Consider the following 20,955-nt stretch of genomic DNA (forward strand, 5'->3'; position numbering starts at 1 on the left):
GGAAAAAAACACGCTCTGGGAAGCGCGCCGCAATCACTTTGTGGAGCCGGTCATATTCCTCGTCGGATAGATACCGAAGGCGACCCGAACCCCCTGCACGTTGTTTTACCGATCGAGCAGGGTTCACATTCACTCGAGTCCTGGCGTCTGACGTTGACAAGCGATTTGGCCGCGACTGCTGAGGTTCGAAACGAACCTCAGCAGTTTTGACGTGCGGGAAGGCTGAAGTCGGCGATCAGCGGCAGATGATCCGATGCAATCATCGCTCGGCGACTGCGCCAGATCTTGGTGCCTTCCATCTTGAGTGGCGGTTCGAAGTAGCAATGATCCAGGCTCAGAATCGGCAGTACCCCAGGAAACGTCCGCGCTGACCGCCGATTTCGTATCGGGCGATCGCTTTGAAAGTTCTGCTGCAGGAGTCTTGTCGTAATCCCGCGCGTCCATTCGTTGAAGTCGCCGATTACAATGCGAGGCCCTTTCAACATTGGCTGTGCGAGGATCTCCGGCCCGATGAGGACCTCGAGTTGGCGCCGCCGTTCCAGGTAGCCCGTTCCAAGATGCACGTTGAAGACATTTACGTACAGTGAGCGTCCAACCTCGATTGCGCACTGCAATACGCCACGCTGTTCACGCGTTGATTTTGTGATGTCGTGCGATCGCGTTTCTCGAATGGGGAAGCGGGTAATGAGCATATTGCCGTAACGCCCACCATGCAGTGGCCGCGTCTCCCCGAACGCCATATTCAATTCAGGAAGAGCCTCGGCAATCCGACGTGCCTGGTCATATTTTCCGGTGCCGCCGGCAGCGTCGACGATCTCCTGCAGGCAAAGAATGTCCGCATCGAGTTCTTCGATCACGCGAATCACGCGCTCCGGCGAAATAGTTCCATGAATGCCTCGGCACTTGTGCGTGTTGTAAGAGGCAATTCGGAAGTGCAATGCTTCGCTCATTGTTGTCGCTCGAATACTAAACCCATCAGCTCTGTCGCGCGCTCCGTGAGCGGCCGATGCCTCCACTCCTGCAGCGAAACCCGCCGGCTCAGTTCCAGGTCGTGTGCCATATCATTTTCAAAACGCGCAGCCACAGCATGGTCTCTGATCGCGAGGTTCACTTCATCATTGATCCCGAATGACCTGTTATCAAAATTAGTCGATCCCACGACCACCCACAAATCATCCACGCAAAGCACCTTGGCATGAATCATTGCAGCTTGGTACTCGTATACCTCTGCTCCCGCTTTCAACAAGCGCCCATATCCTGCCCGGCTCGTGCTCCGCGTAACCATATGGTCGCTCTTTCGGCCCGGGACGAGGATGCGCACCCGCAACCCGCGTTCGACGGCGCGGCACAATTCCTCCGTGAGGCCTCTGTCAGGCAGAAAATAGGGAGTGGTGACGGAAATGCTCCGCTTGGCCGACGCAAGCAGCAATTGAAAAAGGATGCGCGCCCGCGTTGAACCTCCTACTGTCGGCGTGCTGTTGACCACCAACGAAATCAGTCGATGTTCATTCTGGATATGCGGAAAGTACTCATCCCCCACTAGCAACTCGCCCGAAGCGGCCAGCCAGTTTTCCGCGAAGGTCGCCTGCAGGTTGTACACCGCTTCGCCCATGATTCGCACTGCTGAATCGCGCCATCGCGGCTGACCCTTCGTTCCGCTGTACCACTGGTCCGCGATCCCGGCTCCGCCAATGAAGCCGATTTTGCCATCTACGATCATCAGTTCCCGATGGGTGCGGTTGTCGAGGTGCATCAATGAGTACCATCGGGGCCCGTTGTACCATCTAACCTTACCTCCCGCGTTCACCAGAGGCGCGAAAAATGACTTCCCGGTCCCCGCACTGCCAAACGCATCAATCACCACATTCACATTCACGCCAGCCTTTGCACGATCCGTCAGCGCCTCAACGTACTGCCGCGCAATCTCACCCTTTGCGAAAATGTAGGCTTCCAGATTCACGCTCTGCGTCGCGCTGCGAATCGCCTCCAGCTCTGCCGGGTAGAAGGAGGGACCATTGGTGAGCACCGTCAAATCGCCGGCGCGGTTCAACCCTGCATCTGCAAGGGCTTCCACAACTTCCAGAAATCTATCTGAATCGTTCGGCGGCATCTCATCGGCATTCATCATTCTGTAACGGGGCATCGGCCCGAGGAGGCCACCGAACAGAGAGGACGCGAAGAACACCAGCGCGACCAACGCGAGCACCGCCACCCATGTCGGCACGATAATGGCTAGCATAAGGATCACGATCATCGTCCTCCGCTTAAAGGGGGCTGACAATTCCGCGGAATAGCCGAATTCTGCCAGGTTGCATCTGTCATTTCACATTAGATGCCGGAGGAATGAAAGCTGTTGAAGGGAATTGATCTGGAGACGCCAAGTGGACTGAGGTTAACCTCGTTCCGGCAAGTTCTGCAAAACGATACCCAGCTGCGCACATTTCTTGTAAAGGTGACTGCGCTCCAGGCCCAAAGCCTTGGCGGTCTGGGTGATATGCCGGCCGTGTCGTTCAAGCTCCGCAAGCACGGCCTCTCGCTCGAAAGCAAGTACGCGCTGCGCCAGCGTTCCCATCCCTCCATCTGCGCTCGTCCGCTCCGGCCCGCTGCCGTGCGTTTCAGGCAGCGCCATCCTTACATCCTCCGCATTCACTTCGCCGTCGGCCAGCAGAAGCAGCCGCTCCACTACGTTCCGTAGTTCGCGAATATTTCCCGGCCATGTGTATTGCTTCAAACTTTCAATTGCGTCAGCACTGAACGGCACCGGCCTCCATCCGTTCTGTGTGCTCACCTGGCGTGCAAAATGTTCAACCAGCGCCGGCAAGTCCTCGGATCTTGCGCGCAATGGTGGCAGCGTCAGAGGAAACACCACGACCCGATGATACAAATCCCGCCGGAATCCGCCGCTCTCCACAAGCTGCTCAAGATTGCGATGTGTAGCGACAACGACACGCACGTCAACCTTCGTGGGCTTGTCAGAGCCGATGCGCTCGATCTCGCCCTCTTCCAGCACACGCAGCAGTTTTGCCTGCATCGCTACCGGCATATCGCCAATCTCATCGAGAAACAGGGTTCCCCGATGTGCCTGCTCGAACTTCCCGTTGTGCCGCTGCGCAGCGCCCGTGAAGGATCCCTTTTCATGGCCAAACAACTCGCTCTCGATAAGTTCTGCCGGCACCGCGGCGCAATTCAGTGTCACGAAAGGTCCGGCTGCCCGCTGGCTCTTCTCGTGCAATGTACGCGCCACCAGTTCCTTGCCTGTGCCGGTTTCGCCATAGATGCACACTCTTGATTCGCTCGCGGCTACCCGTTCAATCTGCGCCATCACGCGTCGCATCGTTTCGCCGGACCACACCATCGTGTGTTTGCCAACGCGGGTGCGGAGATCGCGATTTTCCGCCTCAAGGCGCGTGAGCTTCATGGCGTTTTCGACGGTGACAAGCAGCTTCTCGGTCGTCAGCGGCTTCTCCAGAAAATCGAGCGCGCCCAGCCGCGTAGCACGAACCGCCATCTCGATATGCGCTTGCCCGCTCATCATGACGACGGGGGTTCCGATCCCGGCGTTTCTAAGATCTTCGAGCAGTGAAAGCCCATCGCGCTTTGGCATCACGACGTCGCTCAGGATCAGATCGAAGGGCTGAGCCTGCGCCAACTCCAGTGCCCGCGCGGCATTGTCACACACCACGGCCTCGTGTCCCGCCAGCCGGAAAGCGCGGGAGAGCGATGCAAGGGTGTTAGCTTCGTCGTCGACGATCAGGATCTTAGCGCTCATCTCTCAGCCCTCGGCAGTGTGATTACAAATATCGCACCCTTTCCTTCGCAACTCTCCACCGATATGGTACCTGCATGGTCAGAAATCACCGATTGCACGATTGCCAATCCCAGTCCTGTTCCATGCTGCTTGGTCGTGTAATACGGCGTGAAAAGCCGCTGGCACTCTTCCTGCGTAAGCCCCTCGCCCGTGTCGCCCACGCGAATTTCAACGGATTCACCCCTCGGATGAGCTGAGAGGGTTACAGTGCCGCCATCCGGCATCGCATCTTTCGCGTTCAGCACAAGATTTGAAAGCGCGCGATGCAGCAACTCCGGGTCAGCCATCAGAATCATCGGCCGATCGTCAACGGCGGTTTCGAGGCGGATCATCGGTCCGTTCTCGCTCGTGGTTGCATAGAGCGCTCGCACGCGCTCAACCACATCCCGTGCGTCGATCCGTTCAAGCTCCGGTTTCGGCATCTTACTGAAATCGCTAAAGCGGCCGATGATCTTTTTTAGATTTGCGATCTCCATGCTCAACGTCTGCGTGCTCTCGCTGAACACTTCATCGAACTCTGCCGCTGGCAACTGGCGTGCCCGTACGAGGTTCTCCACCGTCAGTTGCAGCGGGAACAGCGGATTCTTCAGTTCGTGCGCCAACCGTCGTGCCAGTTCGCGCCAGGCAGCAACTCGCTCGCTCTGCACAAGTTTCTCGCGCTGATTCGTTAACTCCTCCGTCATGTGATTGAAACTGCGCGCCAACACTGAAACCTCATCGCGCCCGCGTACCGGCACTTGCGTATCCCAGCTCCCGCTCGCAACTTCTTCTGCTGCACGCGCCAGTTCTTCCACCGGCCTCGACACACGCGCTGCAATCCAGAGGCTGAAGATGATTGCGAGCAGGATGCCGCCGCTTGCCACGCCGTAGGCGATCGCACGAATCTGTTGCTGCTCTGCTACCAGGCCGCCGCGCGAGATCGCTACCATGAGCACAGCCAGGACATTTCCAGCCGAATCTTTCAGTGGAATTGCTGTTGCGCTGACACTATCTTCACGGCGAGGCGTCAGGTACAGAATTCCGCTCGTCTGTACGCCGCTTTTGCGTGCCTGATCGACCAGCGAGGCATAATGAGCAGCACCGGGAACATCTCCGGTCGCACTTACCATCCGCTTCGGATCAAAACCTGTCGTCCTTCCACCGCTCGCCGTTGAACTGGTTTCTTTCGCTGCGCCTGCGTCGCTGTAGAGTCCCAACTGCATTCCCGGTGCAACCGCCAAGTCGGCAAGAAAGCTCTGATCGAGCCGCTTGCCGCCTAGCAGCTTTACCGCAGGCTCCGCACCGCGAATCGCACGCACCGCAAACAAGCCGAGCACCGAGGTGCCATCCTGCATATCCTCGCGTTTCAAGAACGGGGTCTGCGAGGCTTCAGTCGCCGCAGGCTCCGGATATCCAAAGCGCGCTGGCCATTGCGCGGAACTCACGATGTTGCCGTCGGGGCCAACAACTTCGAGAAAGTCCAATTGCGCATCCTGCGCCAGTATTTGCGCCTCATTCAGATACGGAGAGGGGTCGTTTGACTGCACCAGCTCAAATGCCATGCTGCGCACGTGTTCCTGTCCTGCGATGCGATCCACGGCTGCCGCAACATCTGCCGACCGATGCTGAAATTCGCGTTGAAACTGGCTGACGAAGAGAGCAGTTTCCTCCTGGTCGCGTTTCTCGAACACTTGCCGGATGCGTACAAGCACCGTCCATGCCACGGCCGCAACCGCTGCGGCCACCGTGAGCGAAAACAGCAAGAGTAGCTTCTGACGCAGGCTCACTGCGCATCCTCCAGAGAAGCATCGGCAAGGTCGGGCGTGCCATCCGCGCGCAGATGCAGATCGCGCACTCGAGGCCCCCTCGCATACGCTAACGGCAAATCAAAAAGCGGAATGAGTTTCCTCTCGCCCAGGTAGGTCTGTTCAACCTTGAAGAGATTCATGGGCGTAGCATCCGTTACCGGAATTGGGTTGCCCGCGCTACGCATGACTTGCTCAAGCGCCGCGGCAGGATCTGTGCCGGCGAGGGGCAGCTTGCGCAGAATCAAGTCAGCATAATTTGCACCTGCAGGCGCCATCTGCACGTTGAATCCCGCTTCGCGCAGGTTCAACGCGATGCGCTGTGCCGCCAGTTGCATTGCGCTATCGCTTTCTGTGGCCAGGGTCAGTTGGCCGCTCGTCAGCCCTCCGCGGAGTTCCCGGGCCTTGTTCATATCCCTGCCGGTAGGAAATAGGAAAGAATAGCCGGTGAGACGCTGCGGCAGAAGGCTCGCGGTTATTTCGCCCTGCTTTTGGAAGATGACGTTGTAAAGCGCGCTGCGATCGACCGCAGCCGCAACTGCTTCGCGCAATTTTACATTCGCCAAAGCACCGGTCTCGGCAACCTGCAGTGCAATGAGGACCAACGGCGGCGAAGTCAATACGTTGAGCCGTTGCTGTTGCGCTTGGCGCAACTGCTCGGCTGGAACTTCCACCACATCCGCGCGGCCCACGCCAAGGTCCAGCCACTGCTCCCGCACCGGCCGGTGAGCGCGAATCTCCATCGCATCCACAAACGGGCGCCCTTCCCAGCCGTTCTCATTGGCAGTCAATGTCAGTACGCCATTGTTGAATCCTGTTACCTGGAAAGGCCCCGTGCCTTGGTTCACCGGCAGGTTGCCATCTCCCGTCGTCGCAAATCTAATTAGGAAAGCATCGCCTGCCAGTAGCGCTGGTAAATTCGGCATCGGCGAGTCGCTTGTGAATACCACCAGCGGGCCAACAGCCTTTACGGCGCCCCACGGACAATCCGAAGCGCAGGAAGCCGTCAAAGACGTCACGACTGCGGCCGACGTCAACGGTGAACCATCGTGGAAATGGACGCCAGACCGAATCCGAAACTGCCAGCGATGATTGTTGCTGTCCGATTCCCACGTCAAGGCCAGGGCCGGTCGCAATGCGCCGTCTGGATCCAGGTGCGTCAGACCGTCGTATACGAGCCTCCGTGCGATTCCACCCGGCTGCTGCCAGGGGTCGCCCGCTATCTCCACCCGAAGCGCGCCGCCGTAATGCGGACGCGTGCGCGCCATCGCCGTCAAGGCTCCTGCAAGAAGCAATGCACTAATTGCAAAGCGCCGTAACACGGTCCACCTCGTATTCGCCCGCCGCAGTGCGGACCACCGCAAACGCGCTTTTTCCATCCTGAGCTGTCCACAGTGCGGTCACGGTTCCACCCATCGACAGCGGGCCGCTCGCGGCAATCGCTTCAAGAGCTGGAATCTCAAATGCGCGGAGGCTGTCGCTAACCGCTTCCCCGGAACTTGAAGCAATTATCTGCGTGCCCGCTCCGCAACCCGAGCGCATCACGGCAAAGTCGCTTCCCCAGTCGCGAGTTCCCGCGACGGAGCGCATCGCCCCGTTCTCGATCAATTGCACATTGCCGTCGATACCGGATATCAGCAGCGCCGCTCCACCCGCCGCACGCGGAATCATTCCCGCCGTATAAAACGGCGGCAGATCGACCCCAATGCCCGGCGTAACCACACCGGTAAAGTAATTGCGCGCGGAATTGTAAAACGCCTTTAACGGCGCTGCGCCGCTCGCATCGCCGCTCTGATACACCGGCCATGGATCGTCGCTCGCGCGACAACGAACAGACCACCCACTATCTGTAGATGAGCCGGCCAGGGGAAGCGCATAGCTCCCGGTGCACTGCGCGCCCGGTGTGTAGGCTGTGAATCCTCCGCCATCCGCAGTTGCCACCAATACCGCGCGCGGATCGCGCGAATCCTTCTTTTCCATCATGATTGTGTTCGCTTCTGTCCAGGCGCCGGCGGTCGACGAAAAGATCGATATCCGATCCGGATAGATCATTAGGAAGTGCCCATTGATCTCAGCGGCTGCAAGGATAGGGTCGTCTCTGACAACCCCGCCAATTCGACTGATGAGCCCGGCAATCTTCTCACTGCGAAGCACCATGCGCGCAGTGGCCATCGATACAGAAGCCGTCGAGGCATCCACATGAACCATCGCGACGTGTGTTTCGCTGCCCTCCACCACTTCGGCCACCCACAAACGCTCATGAGCATTCTCGCTGAAGGTTATGCGGATCGAATTCGCGCTCTCCGCGTCCGAGGCAAGCACGCCGTGCGCTTTCAAATCCTGTTCGATCAGCTTTCGAATTGATGGAATCTCGCTCGTCTGTATCGTGGACAGATTGCGAAAACTCACCTGGGCCTGGCCGGGACCAACGATGTCGGCGATCTGTGCTGCCAGTTCTGCTGCTGGCTGGGACCATTGGCTTGGCGTCTGCACCGCCTGTGCCCCGCATGCCGCGCAGCCGGCCAGTCCCCATAACCCCAGTGCCACTGCCCAGATCAACCTCATTGCTCTCATGTTTTCTCTGCGTGTTCGTTGGGCGGATTATATCGTCTTTGCTTTGCGAGGCCTCTCACGCGGCGCGCTCCTGTCAGATTTCAAAACTTCCCAACAGGTGTGCGAACACACGGTCTCCCTCTGACGAGATTGGACGATGGCTCTCTCCCGAGACAGTGAAGATGAAGAAGTAAAGGTTATGCCGGAGATAAGTGTAGGTCTGATCGCTGTACTCGGTGAAATCGTTGTTCATCGCTATAGCCTTCATCCGATTCCGGGCTGGATATCCCGCGGCGGACAACCACTCGTCCAACGCGACTTCATTCCTCACATTCACCTTCGCTGCGATCGTGTACTCGCGGTCGTTGTAGGTGAATGCCTGCTCGCACGCGATCCCCTTCGAGTCCTGCGCCTGATTCGAATAGTCCTTCAATTGTCGCAGCGTTGATGCAGAAGGGTACTCGAATCCGTATCCGCAACCCTGGTCAAAATAGACGTTCCAATCCGGTCCATCCTGAACGGGTCCAACAAATCTGAAGGAGTGCAACATTCTGTCCATATTCTTCCAGAGTCTTCGCCACGCGCGCTTGTTCACTGGCCGATAACCCTCATCCTCCTCGTGTTCAGCTGCAATATCCGTCATCGCCATAGCGACAGATACGTCAAAGCAAACATGCTGATAAAAAGTCCGGTACTCGGTCGCACCGATTGAACTGCCCCCGCCGGCTTCATCCATATCGCCGTAATGAAACAAGACTCCGTGAATCTTGATCGTTCCGGTTGGACCTGATCCAAATTCCATCGTGTTGCAGTCCTTCTCGCTCTTGAAGCCTCGCAGCACCTTCACCGAGATGCCCGCAGCCTGAACCGCTGTCTTCTCGAATTCGTTGCCGTCGTACTGAAAACACGCGATCGTTGGTCCTTCATAGATGGGAAACATCGAGAGCTCGGGTGCCTTCACCGGATGGCCTGAAGAAAACGCCATGCTCACAGGGTATGCAATGGTGAAACCGTAGTCAGGACTCCGATAGGTCTGCCATTCTTGCGATCTCTTGGTCTCAGCACTCGCCCACCCCTCCGTGGCCGAAAGGCAAAGCCCGATCAGCAAAACGTCCCGCATCAATCTCGAGTTCATGCGTATCTCCCCTTTCACTCGATTCCGGACGCCCAGGCCCACTTCTCAGACCTGGGCGTCAGTGCCGCCCCCGTTTGGCCCGCAGCGCTCAATGCCCGCTCTTTGGCTCTGGCTCCGATTCCGAATCCATCTCCTGCTTCACCATCGGAGCATTTGCCATGTTCTTGAACACATCGTTCGCGAAGAAGAACTTCCCGTCAGACGGCACCATCACCACCTGGATCTTGTCTGACAGGCGCTCGGCCACGATCTTGTTGATTAGCAGTGGAGACTTGTTCAGCAACGCTGCCTCACTCGTCATTCGCTCCGCATTGGCTGCCGCAATCAGCTTGATGCGGCTCGCCTCTGCATCGGCCAGCAGGTTGCGGCGCTGCAGCTCAGCTTTGCTGTCGATCACCTTGGCCTCTGCGTCTGCCTGCGCATTCTGGATCGTTGCTTCCTTGCGAGCTTCCGCCTCCAGTTTGCTTTGCTCAATCTGCTTCTGTTTCAGCGGCAGCGTGTATTGCATCGCATCCGCCTCCCCTTTGGCCTCGATCACCTTTGACTGCGCATCGCCCTCGGCTTGCTTCTCCTTCTGCTTCGCCTCTGCCTCGGCTTCCAGCTCGGCGATCCGCACGTGCTTCTGCTGGATATCGGTATCCACCGCCATCTGGTCGTCCTCTTGTTCCTTCAACAGAAGACCCTCCAACCCTTTGGCATATTGCTCCGGTAACTGGATGTCGGCGAGCATCACTTCTTCCACCACGATGCCGTCCGCTGCCAGCTTCTTTGTGATCATCCCCGCCGCCGCATTCCGCACTTCTTCGCGCTTCGTCGAGAAGATTTCGCGCACCGTGTACGAAGGTGCCAGCTGGCGCCACGCACTCGCAACCACGGGAGGCACCAGTTGCTTGTCCGCCGGCTGCTCCAGATGTGCCTGCACGCTCGCCAGCTTGTTCGGATCGAGCCGGTACCGCACCGTTACCGCCAGCCCGATGATCAGCCCTTCCCGCGATTGCACGGTCATTTCGTTCTTGATACCAGGCTTTCCAGCATCCACAATTCCCGCCGTGAAGAGGTGATCGCGCAAGTCAAACATCTGCACGCTCTCCACCAGCGGCGTAACAAAGTGCAACCCCGGATACAGCGTTCCCGGCTCCGTTCCGCCGATCTGGCTGATGCGCACACCTCCCATCCCACTCGGCACCACCACCATGCTGTTTGCAATCAGCAGCGGCAGGCACCCAACCAGCGCCAGCGCAACAGGCACGCGCCATGCAATCGGACCTGGCTCGGGTTCCACCACGCCAGATTCAAGGAACAACTCGCCATCGCCAGCCTTCCTCTTCTGCGCGTAACGAATCCGCAGCCAGAGTCCATACAGCGGAATCGCCACGGCGGCAACCATCAACAGCACTCCCGCAACCGTCAGCAACATCTTCAACGCAATCATTTCCCGCCTCCACTTATGTGGTTGTGCTCTTTCCGTCCGCACCGTGGCGACAATCCGCCCCTGGGCGCCCCGTCTTTCCCGGCTCCCGGCCATGGAGCAAGCAATAGCCGGACCAGCCCCCCAAACGTCAGCTCCTCAAACAGCAGCGCGGCTGCCACCGGCAGCAACGCTGCTCCCAACCCGCTCATGGCCTCCCCCAGCAGACTCATCGTCGACCTTCCTTACCGATTCGCGGTGACTGCCACGCCCTCCGTGGCAGCTTCGGTCGTTAATGTCGTCGGGGCCGATGTAACGCTCGCCGTCACCACAGGCTCCTGCGCACCGGCAACCACCGGCTTCTGATCGCCGCCAAACAACTCTGCGGTCTCTTCGTCGTGTTGTCCGACCAGTTCCACCGTGTCGCCCACGCTGACCATCGCGTACATCTCTTCCACATCTTTTTTCGCCATCCGGATGCACCCATGCGAAGCAGCTTTGCCGATCGACTTCGGTTCATTCGTCCCGTGAATCCCGTAGCCCTTGATGCTCAACCCCATCCAGCGCGTCCCCACCGGATTTCCAGGCCCCGGCAGAACGGTCTTGCCATTGTGCGAATAGGTCGGATTCTTGACGCGGCGCGCGATCATGAAGGTCCCCGTCGGGCTCGGCGTCGAAGGTTTTCCAATCGCGACGGCATAAACCTTCTTCACCTGACCGTCTTCCACCAGCGCCAGCTTTTTGTCCTCCAGGCTGACCACGATGACGCGCTTCACAATTGGAGCCGTCTGAACTTCTGCCGCCTGCTGTCCCATCGCCTGCACTCCCAGAACCGCCGCCATGCTTGCTGCCATCGCCCATCTGCCCATTCCGTTCATCGCGTCCCCCATCGGATCTCTCATTTGCCAACGCCATGACGGATTGCAGGGCGCATGCCAAACGCACCATGCAGAAAGCAAAGGATTTAAGCAGGAATGGAGGCTGGAAGTGCGTGTCTAAGGAAACACGACTGTGTCCCGGCTGACACGTTCAGCAGGGTGCTGAACGGCAACCGGGCATAAGGGTTAGCCTTACTTGCCGCTGCCTTCGGTGAAGGTCACGATGCGGTCGATGCCGGGCGCAGTGACGTGCTCAACTTCGCCATCAGGCCAATGAATCTCGATCTCGTCGATCTTGGTAGCCTGTCCAAGTCCAAAGTGGGGGCGAGGATCATTCGACGACAGATAGCTTCCGCCGCTGATCACATCCTGGCGCTGCTTCATTCCGTTGGCGGTCACATAGACTGTTGCGCCGACGGCGTCATGAACGGTCTTGGGATTTGGCGCGGCTCTGCCGGTGACCAGTCTCAACTCCAGCCAGTGATTATGATCGGCGCTCACGTCGCGCAGCAGCACCGGGTGGCCATCCATCACGTTGATCACGGCGTCGAGTTTGCCATCGTTGAACAAGTCGCCCACCGCCATCCCGCGGCCCGCGATCACATCGGCAAGGCCGGTTCCTTCCACTGCGGGAACATTCTCAAAACCTTTACCCAGGAGATTGTGGAAGAGCATCGGTCGCTGCTTCCAGCTCGTGCCCCAGTTGTATTTGTCGGCCTGCGGATAGACGTGGCCGTCGGACATCAGCAGGTCCTTCCAGCCGTCGTTGTCATAGTCCATGAACGCATCGCCCCAGCTCAGGAAAGGAACCGTCACCTCACCGAGCCCGATGTGGTAGCTGATGTCGGTGAAGTTGGCATCGCCTTCATTGCGATAGAGCGGCTTGTAGTCGTCAGAAAATGTGGTGTTGAAGACGTCCAGCATGCCCTTATTCTCAATGTCGCCAACTGCAATGCCCATCGATGCGGTCTCGCGCCCCGCCTCGTTGAGCGCATAGCCTGAGGCATAACTCACGTCTTCAAAAGTCCCGTCGCCCTTATTCAGATAAAGATAGTTCGGCGTCGAGTCATTCCCAACCAGCAGATCCGGCTTTCCATCATTGTTAATGTCAACGAAGACCGCACCGAGGCCGTAGTAGCCTGGCTTGTCGGCTACGCCAGCCTTGTCGCTTACATCGGTGAAAGTACCGTCGCCGTTGTTGTGGAAGAGGTGGTCCGGCTCGCCCTTCAGGCCGCGCGGACCGCACGCGGTGGGTTCACCCCGGAACGTGCAAAACGAGTTGCTGGATCCGCCTTCGCCGCCCTTGGCCGGAGGATTGTTCCAGTCCCAATGCAGGTAGCCCGCGACAAAGAGATCGAGTCTGCCGTCGCCGTCGTAGTCGCCCCACGTAACGCCCGTGGACCAGTTGCCGAGTGTAACGCCGGCTTTTTCGGCCACGTCGGTGAAGGTGCCGTCATGGTTGTTGTGGTACAGGCGATTCTTCCCGAAGTTGGAGACATAGAGATCGGGCCACCCGTCGTTGTCGTAGTCGGCCACACCGCAGCCGAACCCCCAGCGCCCGTTGGTGATACCGGCCTTTTCGCTCACGTCTGTGAAAGTGCCGTCATGATTATTGTGAAAGAGAGCGGCATGCGGCGGCGCTTCTTTACCGCTGAGTGCGTCGACCGTTGAGCCATTGACAACATAAATGTCGAGCCAGCCATCATTGTCGTAGTCGAGCAGGCATACACCTGAGCCCTTGGTCTCGATGATGTAGTCCTTGGCGGGCATCCCCATCTTGTGGGTCCACTTGGCTAGGCCGGCTTTTTCTGAGATGTCCTCGAAAATCACCGGGCCGGACTTTACGAAGCCGCCCTCCGTGATGACGCGGTGCTGGCTGTCAAGCTGGATCTGGTGCGGCGAACTCGTGTCCCCTGCGGGTACGACGTCGGCGGGTGTCTGCGGCGCTGCCGGTGGATTAGGCTGGTTTGCAGTTTGTGCGTAGATCGTTGCAGACAGACTTGCTACGAGAACCGAGACACTTAACGCGCGCTTCACCGGAAACATGGGCCAAGTATACGGGGCTGCGCAAAGCATAGTCTCTCAACCGTAGGGAGGAGAGAGGCAGAGATCAGGGATCAGGGAACAGGGATCAGGGATCAGGGATCAGGAGCGCAGTCATTCTTCAGCCGGTTCATGGTTCCCCGGATTCACAATTTCCGGTTTGGCTATGGCGCCGGTTGGGCGGGAGGTACCACTGCCCATCCTTCGTTCGTGCCTTTGATCAGGGTTGCGGTAGCTGTCTGGATCGACGTGTCAGCAGCGATCTTGGGGAAGGTCCTCATCGTTTCAGGAGTGCTGGCCCAGGTGGGAATTCCTTCCACCTCGTAGCGGTAAGTGACGGTATATTGCGTGGGGTTCGAAGGGTCATTGGGGACAGCGCTGTCGACGGCAGTCACGTTGAAATGACCAAAGCAGAAGTTGCCGTAACCCGGCTGATTGGGGTCCGGAGTCCACGCGCTGTGCCCTTTGTCGGAGAGGTCGTATTGATTGACCTGTTTAGAACCGACCAGAAAGCGCTTCTTCTCGGCCGTTCCGCGCACGAGGAGGCCGGCGTCAAGTAGCGCGTCGTAGTAGCGGGTCTTTTCGTCCTTCGAGGTGTCGACCTCGGCAGGCAGTTTGACTGGTTCGGGCCAGACACACTCGTGGCGGCCTGCAAAAGAGTTGTTGATCGCGGATTTGAACTCCGCAGTGTCGATCTGCTTCTTGCAACCGGTTGCCCATGCAGAGAGCACAATCAGCGTAATCCCCACAGCGATTCTTCCACGCATCTCAAGTCACCTCAAACACTTTGATGCTGAAAACGGATGCAAATCGAGCCAGGTTCCAGCAGGCTTTGAGGAAATGTTTGAAGGTGAGGCCCGCTGCGCGAGCGATCAGCTCGGTCGGCTGCTCGGTCGGCTGATCGATGATGCTCCATCGGATGGATCGCTCATTGGTGTCTTTGCCGCCATTGCTGACACCGTAACGCTCATCAGGACGTCAATCATGGCGCGTTGTGCGCGGGCCCATACGGGATGTGCCGGGCACCAGGATTTGCGCTCGCAGTCCTTCCCACCGTTGAGGCAGACGTTGAGGCAGATGGGACCATCGATGGCTTCGATGACTTCGCGCATGTTGGCCTCACGGCCGCGCGGCAGAATGGCAAATCCGCCCCGCTTCCCACGCCGCGAAGTGATCATCTGTTTACGTGCAAGAGCCTGCATCACTTTGGAAAGAAAACTTTCGGGAGCGGCGGTCGCTTCGGCCAGATCGGGCAGAAAAGCCCGGTTCTCCGGCGGCAGAGTCGCCAGGTGAATCATGACGCGCACCGCGTAGTCGGCGGCCCGGGTCAGTTGCATCGATGAGTTGCATTTCTCGACAGTCGGGTCGTTCTGAGGAATCGGTTCCATGTGTGGCTACGTCCCTGGAAATCTAATTCGGACCTTGAAGGTCCAGTTTCGGAGCGAGATGAAGGCAGACTAGCCGAGCGAATCACCGTCGAATGTATCCGCCGTCACAGACCTTGGGTAGCCACTCGGCTAATCCTGTCTTTTCAAATCAATTGGAGAGAAACAGTCCAAAATGCTTTCTGCCTGCGCGGAGGCCGTCGGCTTGAACAGCGATCGTGTTCGGATTCCTTCCGCCGATAAGGGCCTGAACCATGAAAGGGGCGTCTTAACGACCTCATGCAATCGTTTCCTGCTGTAGATCCCATTCCTCTGCCTGCGCCGATCTGGCTGATCAAGCTGCTGCACATCGTCACGCTGGGGCTGCACTTTGTTGCGGTGGAGATGTTATTGGGTGGACTGCTAATTGCAGTCGTGCTCAGCCTTTTCCGCAATTCGCCGCATTCCCACGTTACCGCGCGCGCACTTGCGAAGCGGCTGACCGTGGTGATGACCTATGTGATCAATCTCGGCGTCCCGCCGCTCTTGTTTGCGCAGGTGCTTTATGGGCGCGCACTCTACACGTCCAGCGTCTTGATCGGCGTTTACTGGATCTCGATCGTTGCGGTGCTTACGCTGACCTACTGGCTGCTTTATCAATTCTCGGCGCGGCTCGAGGCCGGGAAATCGGCTTGGTGGGTTGGGCTCTCGGCGTGGCTGCTGGCCGGCTACATCGCGCGCATGCTCTCGACAAATATGACGCTGATGTTACGGCCCGAGGTGTGGCGCGACATGTATTCGGCCTCAGCCCTTGGCGCCTATTTGCCGCCGAGCGACCCCACGCTGACGCCGAGGTGGCTGATGATGATGGCGGGCGGTTTATTCATCGGAGGATTGTGGCTCGTCTACCTCGCCGGTCGCAGTACGTTTACGGCGGACGAAAAGCTCTTTGTCGCGGGGCTCGGTGGAAAGGTGGCCGCTGCGTTCGGGCTCGCTTACCTCGCTGCCGGCATCTGGGCGGCCCGTGTCCAGCCCGATGCCGTGAAAGAAGGCCTGGCGAGTCATCCCCTCTATCACTTCGCCGCTTTTGCAGGATATGGCTGGATGGCGCTGGTGGTGGTCGCTGTGCTCGCCGCTGCGTTTGCCGGCTTCGCAAAAATCTCGGCGAACTGGCTCGGCTGGGTTGCCGCCACGCTCGCGTTGCTGATTGAACTCACGCTGGTAATCTTCCGCGATGCGGTGCGCGATCTCTCGCTGCTCGCGAAGGGCTTTGACGTCTGGAACCGGACGGTCGTCACCAACTGGGGTGTCGTCGGCTTATTCCTGGTTTTGTTTGTGGGTGGGCTCGGCGTAGTTGGGTGGCTGATCTCGGTGGTGGCACGCGCACAAAAGCCGATGGAAGGAGCGATGCTATGAGCTCTCATATTGTTCTCGAAACGCCGGCAACTAAGCCTTCAGAAGAAGCCGAGAAATCGACGCGCCGGGCGTTTCTTGTTGCCGCAGGAGCCGCGGGGCTATGCTACACGGCTGCACTTGGGTATCCGATTTATCGTTACCTGGCTTCGCCGGAGGAAATGGCCTCAAGCGCGACCGCCGTCAAGGAAGTTTCGCTCAAGGATGCGCAGAAGCTCCCGGCTGGATCGGTGCTGATGTTCAAGTTCGGTACGGCGCCGGCAATGCTGATCCACCATGCCGATGGTACGTGGGCATCTCTCACCGCGGTGTGTACGCATTTGGGCTGCACAGTGCAGTACGAACCGCAGGCCGATCGCATTCATTGCGCCTGCCACGGCGGCGTTTATAACGCCTATACCGGTGCCAATGTGAGCGGACCTCCGCCGAAGCCACTGAAAAAATTCAATGTGGTCGTCGGTGCGAACTCCGTTGAAGTGTCGCGGACATAAAGCAAAAGGACATAGGGCATGACTACCAAGACAGCTTTTATCTATGACTGGGTTGATGAGCGCCTCGGCCTTTCAGATCTCGCCGCGTTTGCGCGCAAAAAGACCGTTCCCGTCCACGCGCAATCGTTCTGGTACTACTGGGGCGGGATTTCGCTCTTCTTGTTTCTTGTTCAGTGCTTCACCGGCGTTCTGCTGCTGGTGTATTACCGCCCCGGCGCGGAATCGTTTGAATCTGTCAGGCAGATCACCTATGTGATGCATTTCGGATGGCTCATCCGCTCGGCACACGCATGGTCGGCCAACCTGATGATGTTTTCGATTCTCGTGCATATGTTCTCGGTCTACTTTATGAAGGCCTATCGCAAGCCGCGCGAATTTGGCTGGCTAAGCGGCATGGGTCTGCTGGGGATCGCATCCGTGTTCGGTTTCTCCGGCTACCTGTTGCCCATGGATGAGCTAAGTTACTTCGCCACAAAGGTCGGTCTGCAGATTCCAGCCGCGATTCCGTTTATTGGTCCGGCGATTGCAAGCATGTTGCGCGGCGGACCCGATGTGAGCGAATTCACGGTGCAGCGCTTCTTCGCACTTCACGTGGTCGTGCTTCCAGCATTGTTCCTGCCCCTGCTTGCCTTCCATCTATGGCTGGTCCAGAAGCACGGCAACGCCGCGCCGCCCAGCGAAGAAGCCAGGCCGCTGCGCGATCGCAAGACCATGCCGTTCATGCCGAACTTCCTGCGCAAAGATCTGGCCATGTGGCTGATCTCGCTGAACATTCTTGCGCTGCTGGCTTCGGTTTTCCCATGGCAGCTCGGCAAGCAGTTTGATTCGCTCGCGCCTGCCCCGATGGGCATTCATCCGGAATGGTATTTCATGAGCCCCTTCGAGATGCTCAAACTGCTCGGCATGGTCAAGTGGCTGCAGGGCGAGCCAGGAGAAATTGCAGGCATTCTGCTGTTCACCATCGGCATTGCCTTGTGGGTAATGATCCCGTTTTACGACACCAGCCGCGACTCCGGAAAACGCGGACGCGCCGCACACTACTTCGGCCTGATCGCCGTCTTCGCGCTCCTGGCCACGACAGCAATCGGCTATTGGACAATTCGGTAAAGAAGTGAACGAGCGAACAAGTGAACGAGTGAAGAAGTGAACAAGTGAATGAGTGATGAAGTGAACAGTGGACAGTGAACAGGGAGCAACGAAGAATGAGTGAACTACCCACTACGAGAGTGAGGTCCTTCCGCGATCTGCAGGTTTGGCAAAGATCGATGGAACTGACGCTCGTCGTTTACAGACTTACTCAAAAGTTTCCGCGTGAAGAAGTTTATGGGCTCACGAGCCAGCTGAGACGATGTGCTGTCTCCATTCCCAGCAACATCCCTGAGGAACAAGGCAGACTGAATACGCGTGAGTTCAAACAATTCCTCGGCATCGCCCGAGGATCGAATTGTGAGTTGCAAACTCAGTTAGAGATTGCCCGGAAACTCGGCTTCGGAGATACCAGCCTTATCAACGATGCCGAAGGTCTCGCACACGAGGTCGGAAGAATGATCTTCACGATTTTAGGAAAGCTCAGGGCTTGAACAGGAACCACTGCTCACTGTCCACTGTCCACTGTCCACTGTTTACTCTGGAGTTATCAATGAACTATCCGTTTTGGGACATTCCGCATTTAGGCTCGGGTTGGGTGATCGGACTGATCGCCATCTTCCACGTCATGATTTCGCAGTTTGCCGTAGGTGGCGGATTCTATTTGCCGATGGCCGAGCACAAAGCGCTGCGCATGACCGATCCTGCATTGCGCGCTGACTGGTTGAAGCAGCTTGCAAGCCATTCAAAGTTTTTCCTCGTTCTCACGGCGGTGTTCGGCACTGTTTCGGGGGTAGGCATCTGGTTCGCAATTGGACTGACGCACCCCGAGGGGACCAGCACGCTTATTCACAACTTCGTCTTCGGATGGGCGATGGAGTGGGTCTTCTTCATGGTCGAGCTGACCACGATCGCGGTGTACTACTACACGTGGAATCGCATTCCTGAGAAGCTGCACCTGAAAGTGGGCTGGGTGTATGCGGGCGCCTCTGCTGCCACGCTCATCATCATCAACGGTATTCTGTCGTTCATGCTCACGCCCGGCGACACCTGGATCGCTGTTGCCGGAACGGGCCACGAGGCCAGCAAATTCTGGAATGCTTTCTTCAATCCGACTTACTGGCCGAGTCTCCTGCTGCGCACCTGCGTCTGCGCTTCCCTGGCCGGCATCTGGGCGCTGATCACCGCCAGCCGCATCGATGGCGACAAGCATCCCGCGCTCAAGATCAGCAAGGTGCAATGGAGCGTGAAGTGGCTGATGCCGTCGTTCGTCGCCATGCCGTTCCTCATGATCTGGTACTACATGATGGTTCCGGCTTCCCAGCGCGCCCTGCTCACCCTTGGCATCGACACCATCAACTCCGGCACATTCTCCACCGTGACGCGCATGGCGCTGATCATCATCGTCACCTCGGCGACGATTATCTGGGTCGCATACTTTCTCGCCTATCGCAATCCGAAGGAGTTCAATCTTGCCCACGCCATTGCCGTGCTGTTGTTGGCGCTAATGGCAACCGGCGCCGGCGAGTATTCACGCGAGATGCTCCGCAAGCCTTACGTCATCGGCCAGTGGATGTACTCAAACGGTGTGCGCGTCCCCTATGTGAACAGGATCGACGCGCAGGGGTATCTCGCCAGCTCCGAATGGGTATGGAATGGCTCCGCATCCAGCTACTCCCGTGGCGAGGCCATCTTCCGCGGCGAGTGCGGATCGTGCCATACGCTCCAAGGCTATCGGCCGCTCGCTCATCTGCTCGAAGGCCGAGATCGCGCCAACATCCGCAACTTCATCGTGATGCTGCACGATACTGACCCCAGGCACGACTCACCCTATCGCAAATTCATGCCACCCATGGTTGGAACCGATCAGGATGTAAATGACCTTGCCGACTTTCTGAACGCGCAGGTGAACCCACAAGTGCCCACAGCGCTTAAGCCAGTACTTACGGCGCGAAAATAATTGCTTCCCTCTCCGCTGACAGCTAAGGCCCGCATAGCGCGGGCCTTTGTTGTTGGACTTATTGACCACTTGCGACTTCTTCGTGTTCCCGAGCCGATCAGATTACAACGTTGGCATGGCCGGGCACCTTGGGATTCGGCCCGTATTCATTTCGATCGGGATCGCTGTCGAGCAGCGTAAACACAAACAGAATCAGTCCGCCGATTAAAGGAATAAAGGCAATGAAGTACCACCAGCCGCTTTTCCCAATGTCATGCAGCCGGCGCACTGTAACCGATAATCCCGGAATAAAGCTCACAAAGCCGAAGACACCTATGCATATGGCAAACGTGTTGTAACCGTCCTGCTCGCCAAAAAGTGCGCCGGTTGCAAGAGCTACGAGCCCGAGGAAGACCCCCACCAAAAAATTGAACAACTGAAACATCCAGTATTCCGTGCGCCGCGATCTGCCGCTGAAATCGGTTGCCCTTTGCCACGCCAGAAGATACCACGCCATGTCTTCCTCCATTGGAGCCGTACAGCAGGGTTCCTGATTCCGCGTTACTTTTCGCCTAGCTCATAGGGAATACCGAAGCGGCCGATCTGGACGATGGCCCTGGTTGCTGGCGGCCATATATGAATCTCAGTCACTCCCCTAATCGTTGGCGCCAGGTGGGCATCGGTCGTTCCGACCAGCGCCCCGGTTGCAGCCTCGTTGAAATGCACTCTCAGAACCTCGCCCTCGTGCGTGTAGCCAAACACGTACTCGCCGGGCTTCAGATCCACGCCGCCGAGCCGGATGGGTGATTGCACCACGAGGAAGTGCGAGTACTTGCCCTCGGCGCTGTAGCCCGCGGTAATCAATACCACTCCCGCAATATAGCGTCCGCGGCCATCCACGATGCCACTGGCAGTGCGCATCTCGGTTTCAATGTGCTCTTTGATGACAGGAGCGCGCGCTGGCAGTAGTGTTGCCAATTCCGAATCCGTAGCCTGTCGCCATGCGGATTTCTGTGCGTGTGCAAAGTTAAAAGCGGACGCGACAAAAAATGC

20 protein-coding genes are annotated in these 20,955 nt (G+C 58.0%); 5 read left to right on the plus strand and 15 right to left on the minus strand.

Going from position 1 to position 20,955, the window contains the following annotated elements; genetic code table 11:
- Window positions 1-197: 197 nt before the first annotated feature.
- From WCA10_RS11220 to WCA10_RS11280, 13 genes are all read right to left on the minus strand, one after another.
- Window positions 198-950, minus strand: a complete 753-nt coding sequence (locus tag WCA10_RS11220) for an endonuclease/exonuclease/phosphatase family protein (RefSeq protein WP_472822608.1) — start codon at window positions 948-950, stop codon at window positions 198-200.
- Entirely contained in the window at window positions 947-2,254 is a 1,308-nt protein-coding gene (locus tag WCA10_RS11225) for a phospholipase D-like domain-containing protein (RefSeq protein ID WP_472822609.1), read from the minus strand. Before WCA10_RS11225 ends, WCA10_RS11220 begins: the two co-directional genes overlap by 4 nt.
- Before the next feature lie 138 nt (window positions 2,255-2,392).
- Window positions 2,393-3,769, minus strand: a complete 1,377-nt coding sequence (locus WCA10_RS11230) for a sigma-54-dependent transcriptional regulator (RefSeq protein WP_472822610.1) — start codon at window positions 3,767-3,769, stop codon at window positions 2,393-2,395.
- A complete protein-coding gene (locus WCA10_RS11235; RefSeq protein ID WP_472822611.1) occupies window positions 3,766-5,574 on the minus strand; it encodes a sensor histidine kinase in 1,809 nt (602 codons plus the stop codon). The genes WCA10_RS11230 and WCA10_RS11235 overlap by 4 nt, the downstream gene beginning before the upstream one ends.
- Window positions 5,571-6,860 (minus strand): ABC transporter substrate-binding protein, encoded by a 1,290-nt coding sequence (locus WCA10_RS11240; protein ID WP_472822612.1) that lies wholly within the window; start codon window positions 6,858-6,860, stop codon window positions 5,571-5,573. The genes WCA10_RS11235 and WCA10_RS11240 overlap by 4 nt, the downstream gene beginning before the upstream one ends.
- 31 nt (window positions 6,861-6,891) lie before the next feature.
- A complete protein-coding gene (locus WCA10_RS11245) occupies window positions 6,892-8,157 on the minus strand; it encodes a hypothetical protein (RefSeq protein WP_472822613.1) in 1,266 nt (421 codons plus the stop codon).
- An 82-nt stretch (window positions 8,158-8,239) separates the two neighbouring features.
- Complete coding sequence (locus WCA10_RS11250; RefSeq protein ID WP_472822614.1) at window positions 8,240-9,280, minus strand: hypothetical protein; 1,041 nt, start codon at window positions 9,278-9,280, stop codon at window positions 8,240-8,242.
- Window positions 9,281-9,368: 88 nt separating this feature from the next.
- Window positions 9,369-10,712 carry a prohibitin family protein gene (locus tag WCA10_RS11255; protein WP_472822615.1) on the minus strand — a complete coding sequence of 448 codons (1,344 nt, stop codon included), beginning with the start codon at window positions 10,710-10,712 and terminating at the stop codon, window positions 9,369-9,371.
- The gene (locus WCA10_RS11260) at window positions 10,709-10,921 is read right to left on the minus strand and encodes a hypothetical protein (RefSeq protein WP_472822616.1); all 213 of its coding nucleotides are present in this window, start codon (window positions 10,919-10,921) and stop codon (window positions 10,709-10,711) included. The genes WCA10_RS11255 and WCA10_RS11260 overlap by 4 nt, the downstream gene beginning before the upstream one ends.
- Window positions 10,922-10,933: 12 nt before the next feature.
- Window positions 10,934-11,578 carry a L,D-transpeptidase gene (locus WCA10_RS11265; RefSeq protein WP_472822617.1) on the minus strand — a complete coding sequence of 215 codons (645 nt, stop codon included), beginning with the start codon at window positions 11,576-11,578 and terminating at the stop codon, window positions 10,934-10,936.
- A gap of 180 nt (window positions 11,579-11,758) precedes the next feature.
- Window positions 11,759-13,642 (minus strand): CRTAC1 family protein, encoded by a 1,884-nt coding sequence (locus WCA10_RS11270; RefSeq protein WP_472822618.1) that lies wholly within the window; start codon window positions 13,640-13,642, stop codon window positions 11,759-11,761.
- A gap of 131 nt (window positions 13,643-13,773) precedes the next feature.
- Window positions 13,774-14,376 (minus strand): hypothetical protein, encoded by a 603-nt coding sequence (locus WCA10_RS11275; protein ID WP_472822619.1) that lies wholly within the window; start codon window positions 14,374-14,376, stop codon window positions 13,774-13,776.
- Window positions 14,377-14,481: 105 nt separating this feature from the next.
- On the minus strand, window positions 14,482-14,946 hold the full coding sequence (locus WCA10_RS11280) for an RrF2 family transcriptional regulator (RefSeq protein ID WP_472822620.1): 465 nt from the start codon (window positions 14,944-14,946) through the stop codon (window positions 14,482-14,484).
- Between the two features lie 327 nt (window positions 14,947-15,273).
- Here WCA10_RS11280 and WCA10_RS11285 point away from each other — a divergent pair, with 327 nt between their 5' ends.
- The 5 genes from WCA10_RS11285 (at window position 15,274) to WCA10_RS11305 (ending at window position 19,923) form a co-directional block, all read left to right on the plus strand.
- The gene (locus WCA10_RS11285; protein WP_472822621.1) at window positions 15,274-16,389 is read left to right on the plus strand and encodes a hypothetical protein; all 1,116 of its coding nucleotides are present in this window, start codon (window positions 15,274-15,276) and stop codon (window positions 16,387-16,389) included.
- The gene (locus WCA10_RS11290) at window positions 16,386-16,877 is read left to right on the plus strand and encodes a QcrA and Rieske domain-containing protein (protein WP_472822622.1); all 492 of its coding nucleotides are present in this window, start codon (window positions 16,386-16,388) and stop codon (window positions 16,875-16,877) included. Before WCA10_RS11285 ends, WCA10_RS11290 begins: the two co-directional genes overlap by 4 nt.
- Window positions 16,878-16,895: 18 nt before the next feature.
- Window positions 16,896-17,984 (plus strand): cytochrome b, encoded by a 1,089-nt coding sequence (locus WCA10_RS11295; RefSeq protein ID WP_472822623.1) that lies wholly within the window; start codon window positions 16,896-16,898, stop codon window positions 17,982-17,984.
- A gap of 95 nt (window positions 17,985-18,079) precedes the next feature.
- Window positions 18,080-18,457 carry a four helix bundle protein gene (locus WCA10_RS11300; protein ID WP_472822624.1) on the plus strand — a complete coding sequence of 126 codons (378 nt, stop codon included), beginning with the start codon at window positions 18,080-18,082 and terminating at the stop codon, window positions 18,455-18,457.
- A 59-nt stretch (window positions 18,458-18,516) separates the two neighbouring features.
- Window positions 18,517-19,923, plus strand: a complete 1,407-nt coding sequence (locus WCA10_RS11305) for a cytochrome ubiquinol oxidase subunit I (RefSeq protein WP_472822625.1) — start codon at window positions 18,517-18,519, stop codon at window positions 19,921-19,923.
- Window positions 19,924-20,020: 97 nt separating this feature from the next.
- Here the strand turns inward: WCA10_RS11305 and WCA10_RS11310 are convergent, their stop codons facing one another.
- On the minus strand, window positions 20,021-20,419 hold the full coding sequence (locus tag WCA10_RS11310) for a DUF805 domain-containing protein (RefSeq protein ID WP_472822626.1): 399 nt from the start codon (window positions 20,417-20,419) through the stop codon (window positions 20,021-20,023).
- A gap of 44 nt (window positions 20,420-20,463) precedes the next feature.
- Window positions 20,464-20,880: a hypothetical protein gene (locus WCA10_RS11315; RefSeq protein WP_472822627.1), complete on the minus strand. Its 417-nt coding sequence runs from the start codon at window positions 20,878-20,880 to the stop codon at window positions 20,464-20,466.
- Window positions 20,881-20,955: the final 75 nt, after the last annotated feature.

This window comes from Occallatibacter sp. (assembly GCF_049582745.1).
Taxonomy (GTDB): domain Bacteria; phylum Acidobacteriota; class Terriglobia; order Terriglobales; family Acidobacteriaceae; genus Telmatobacter.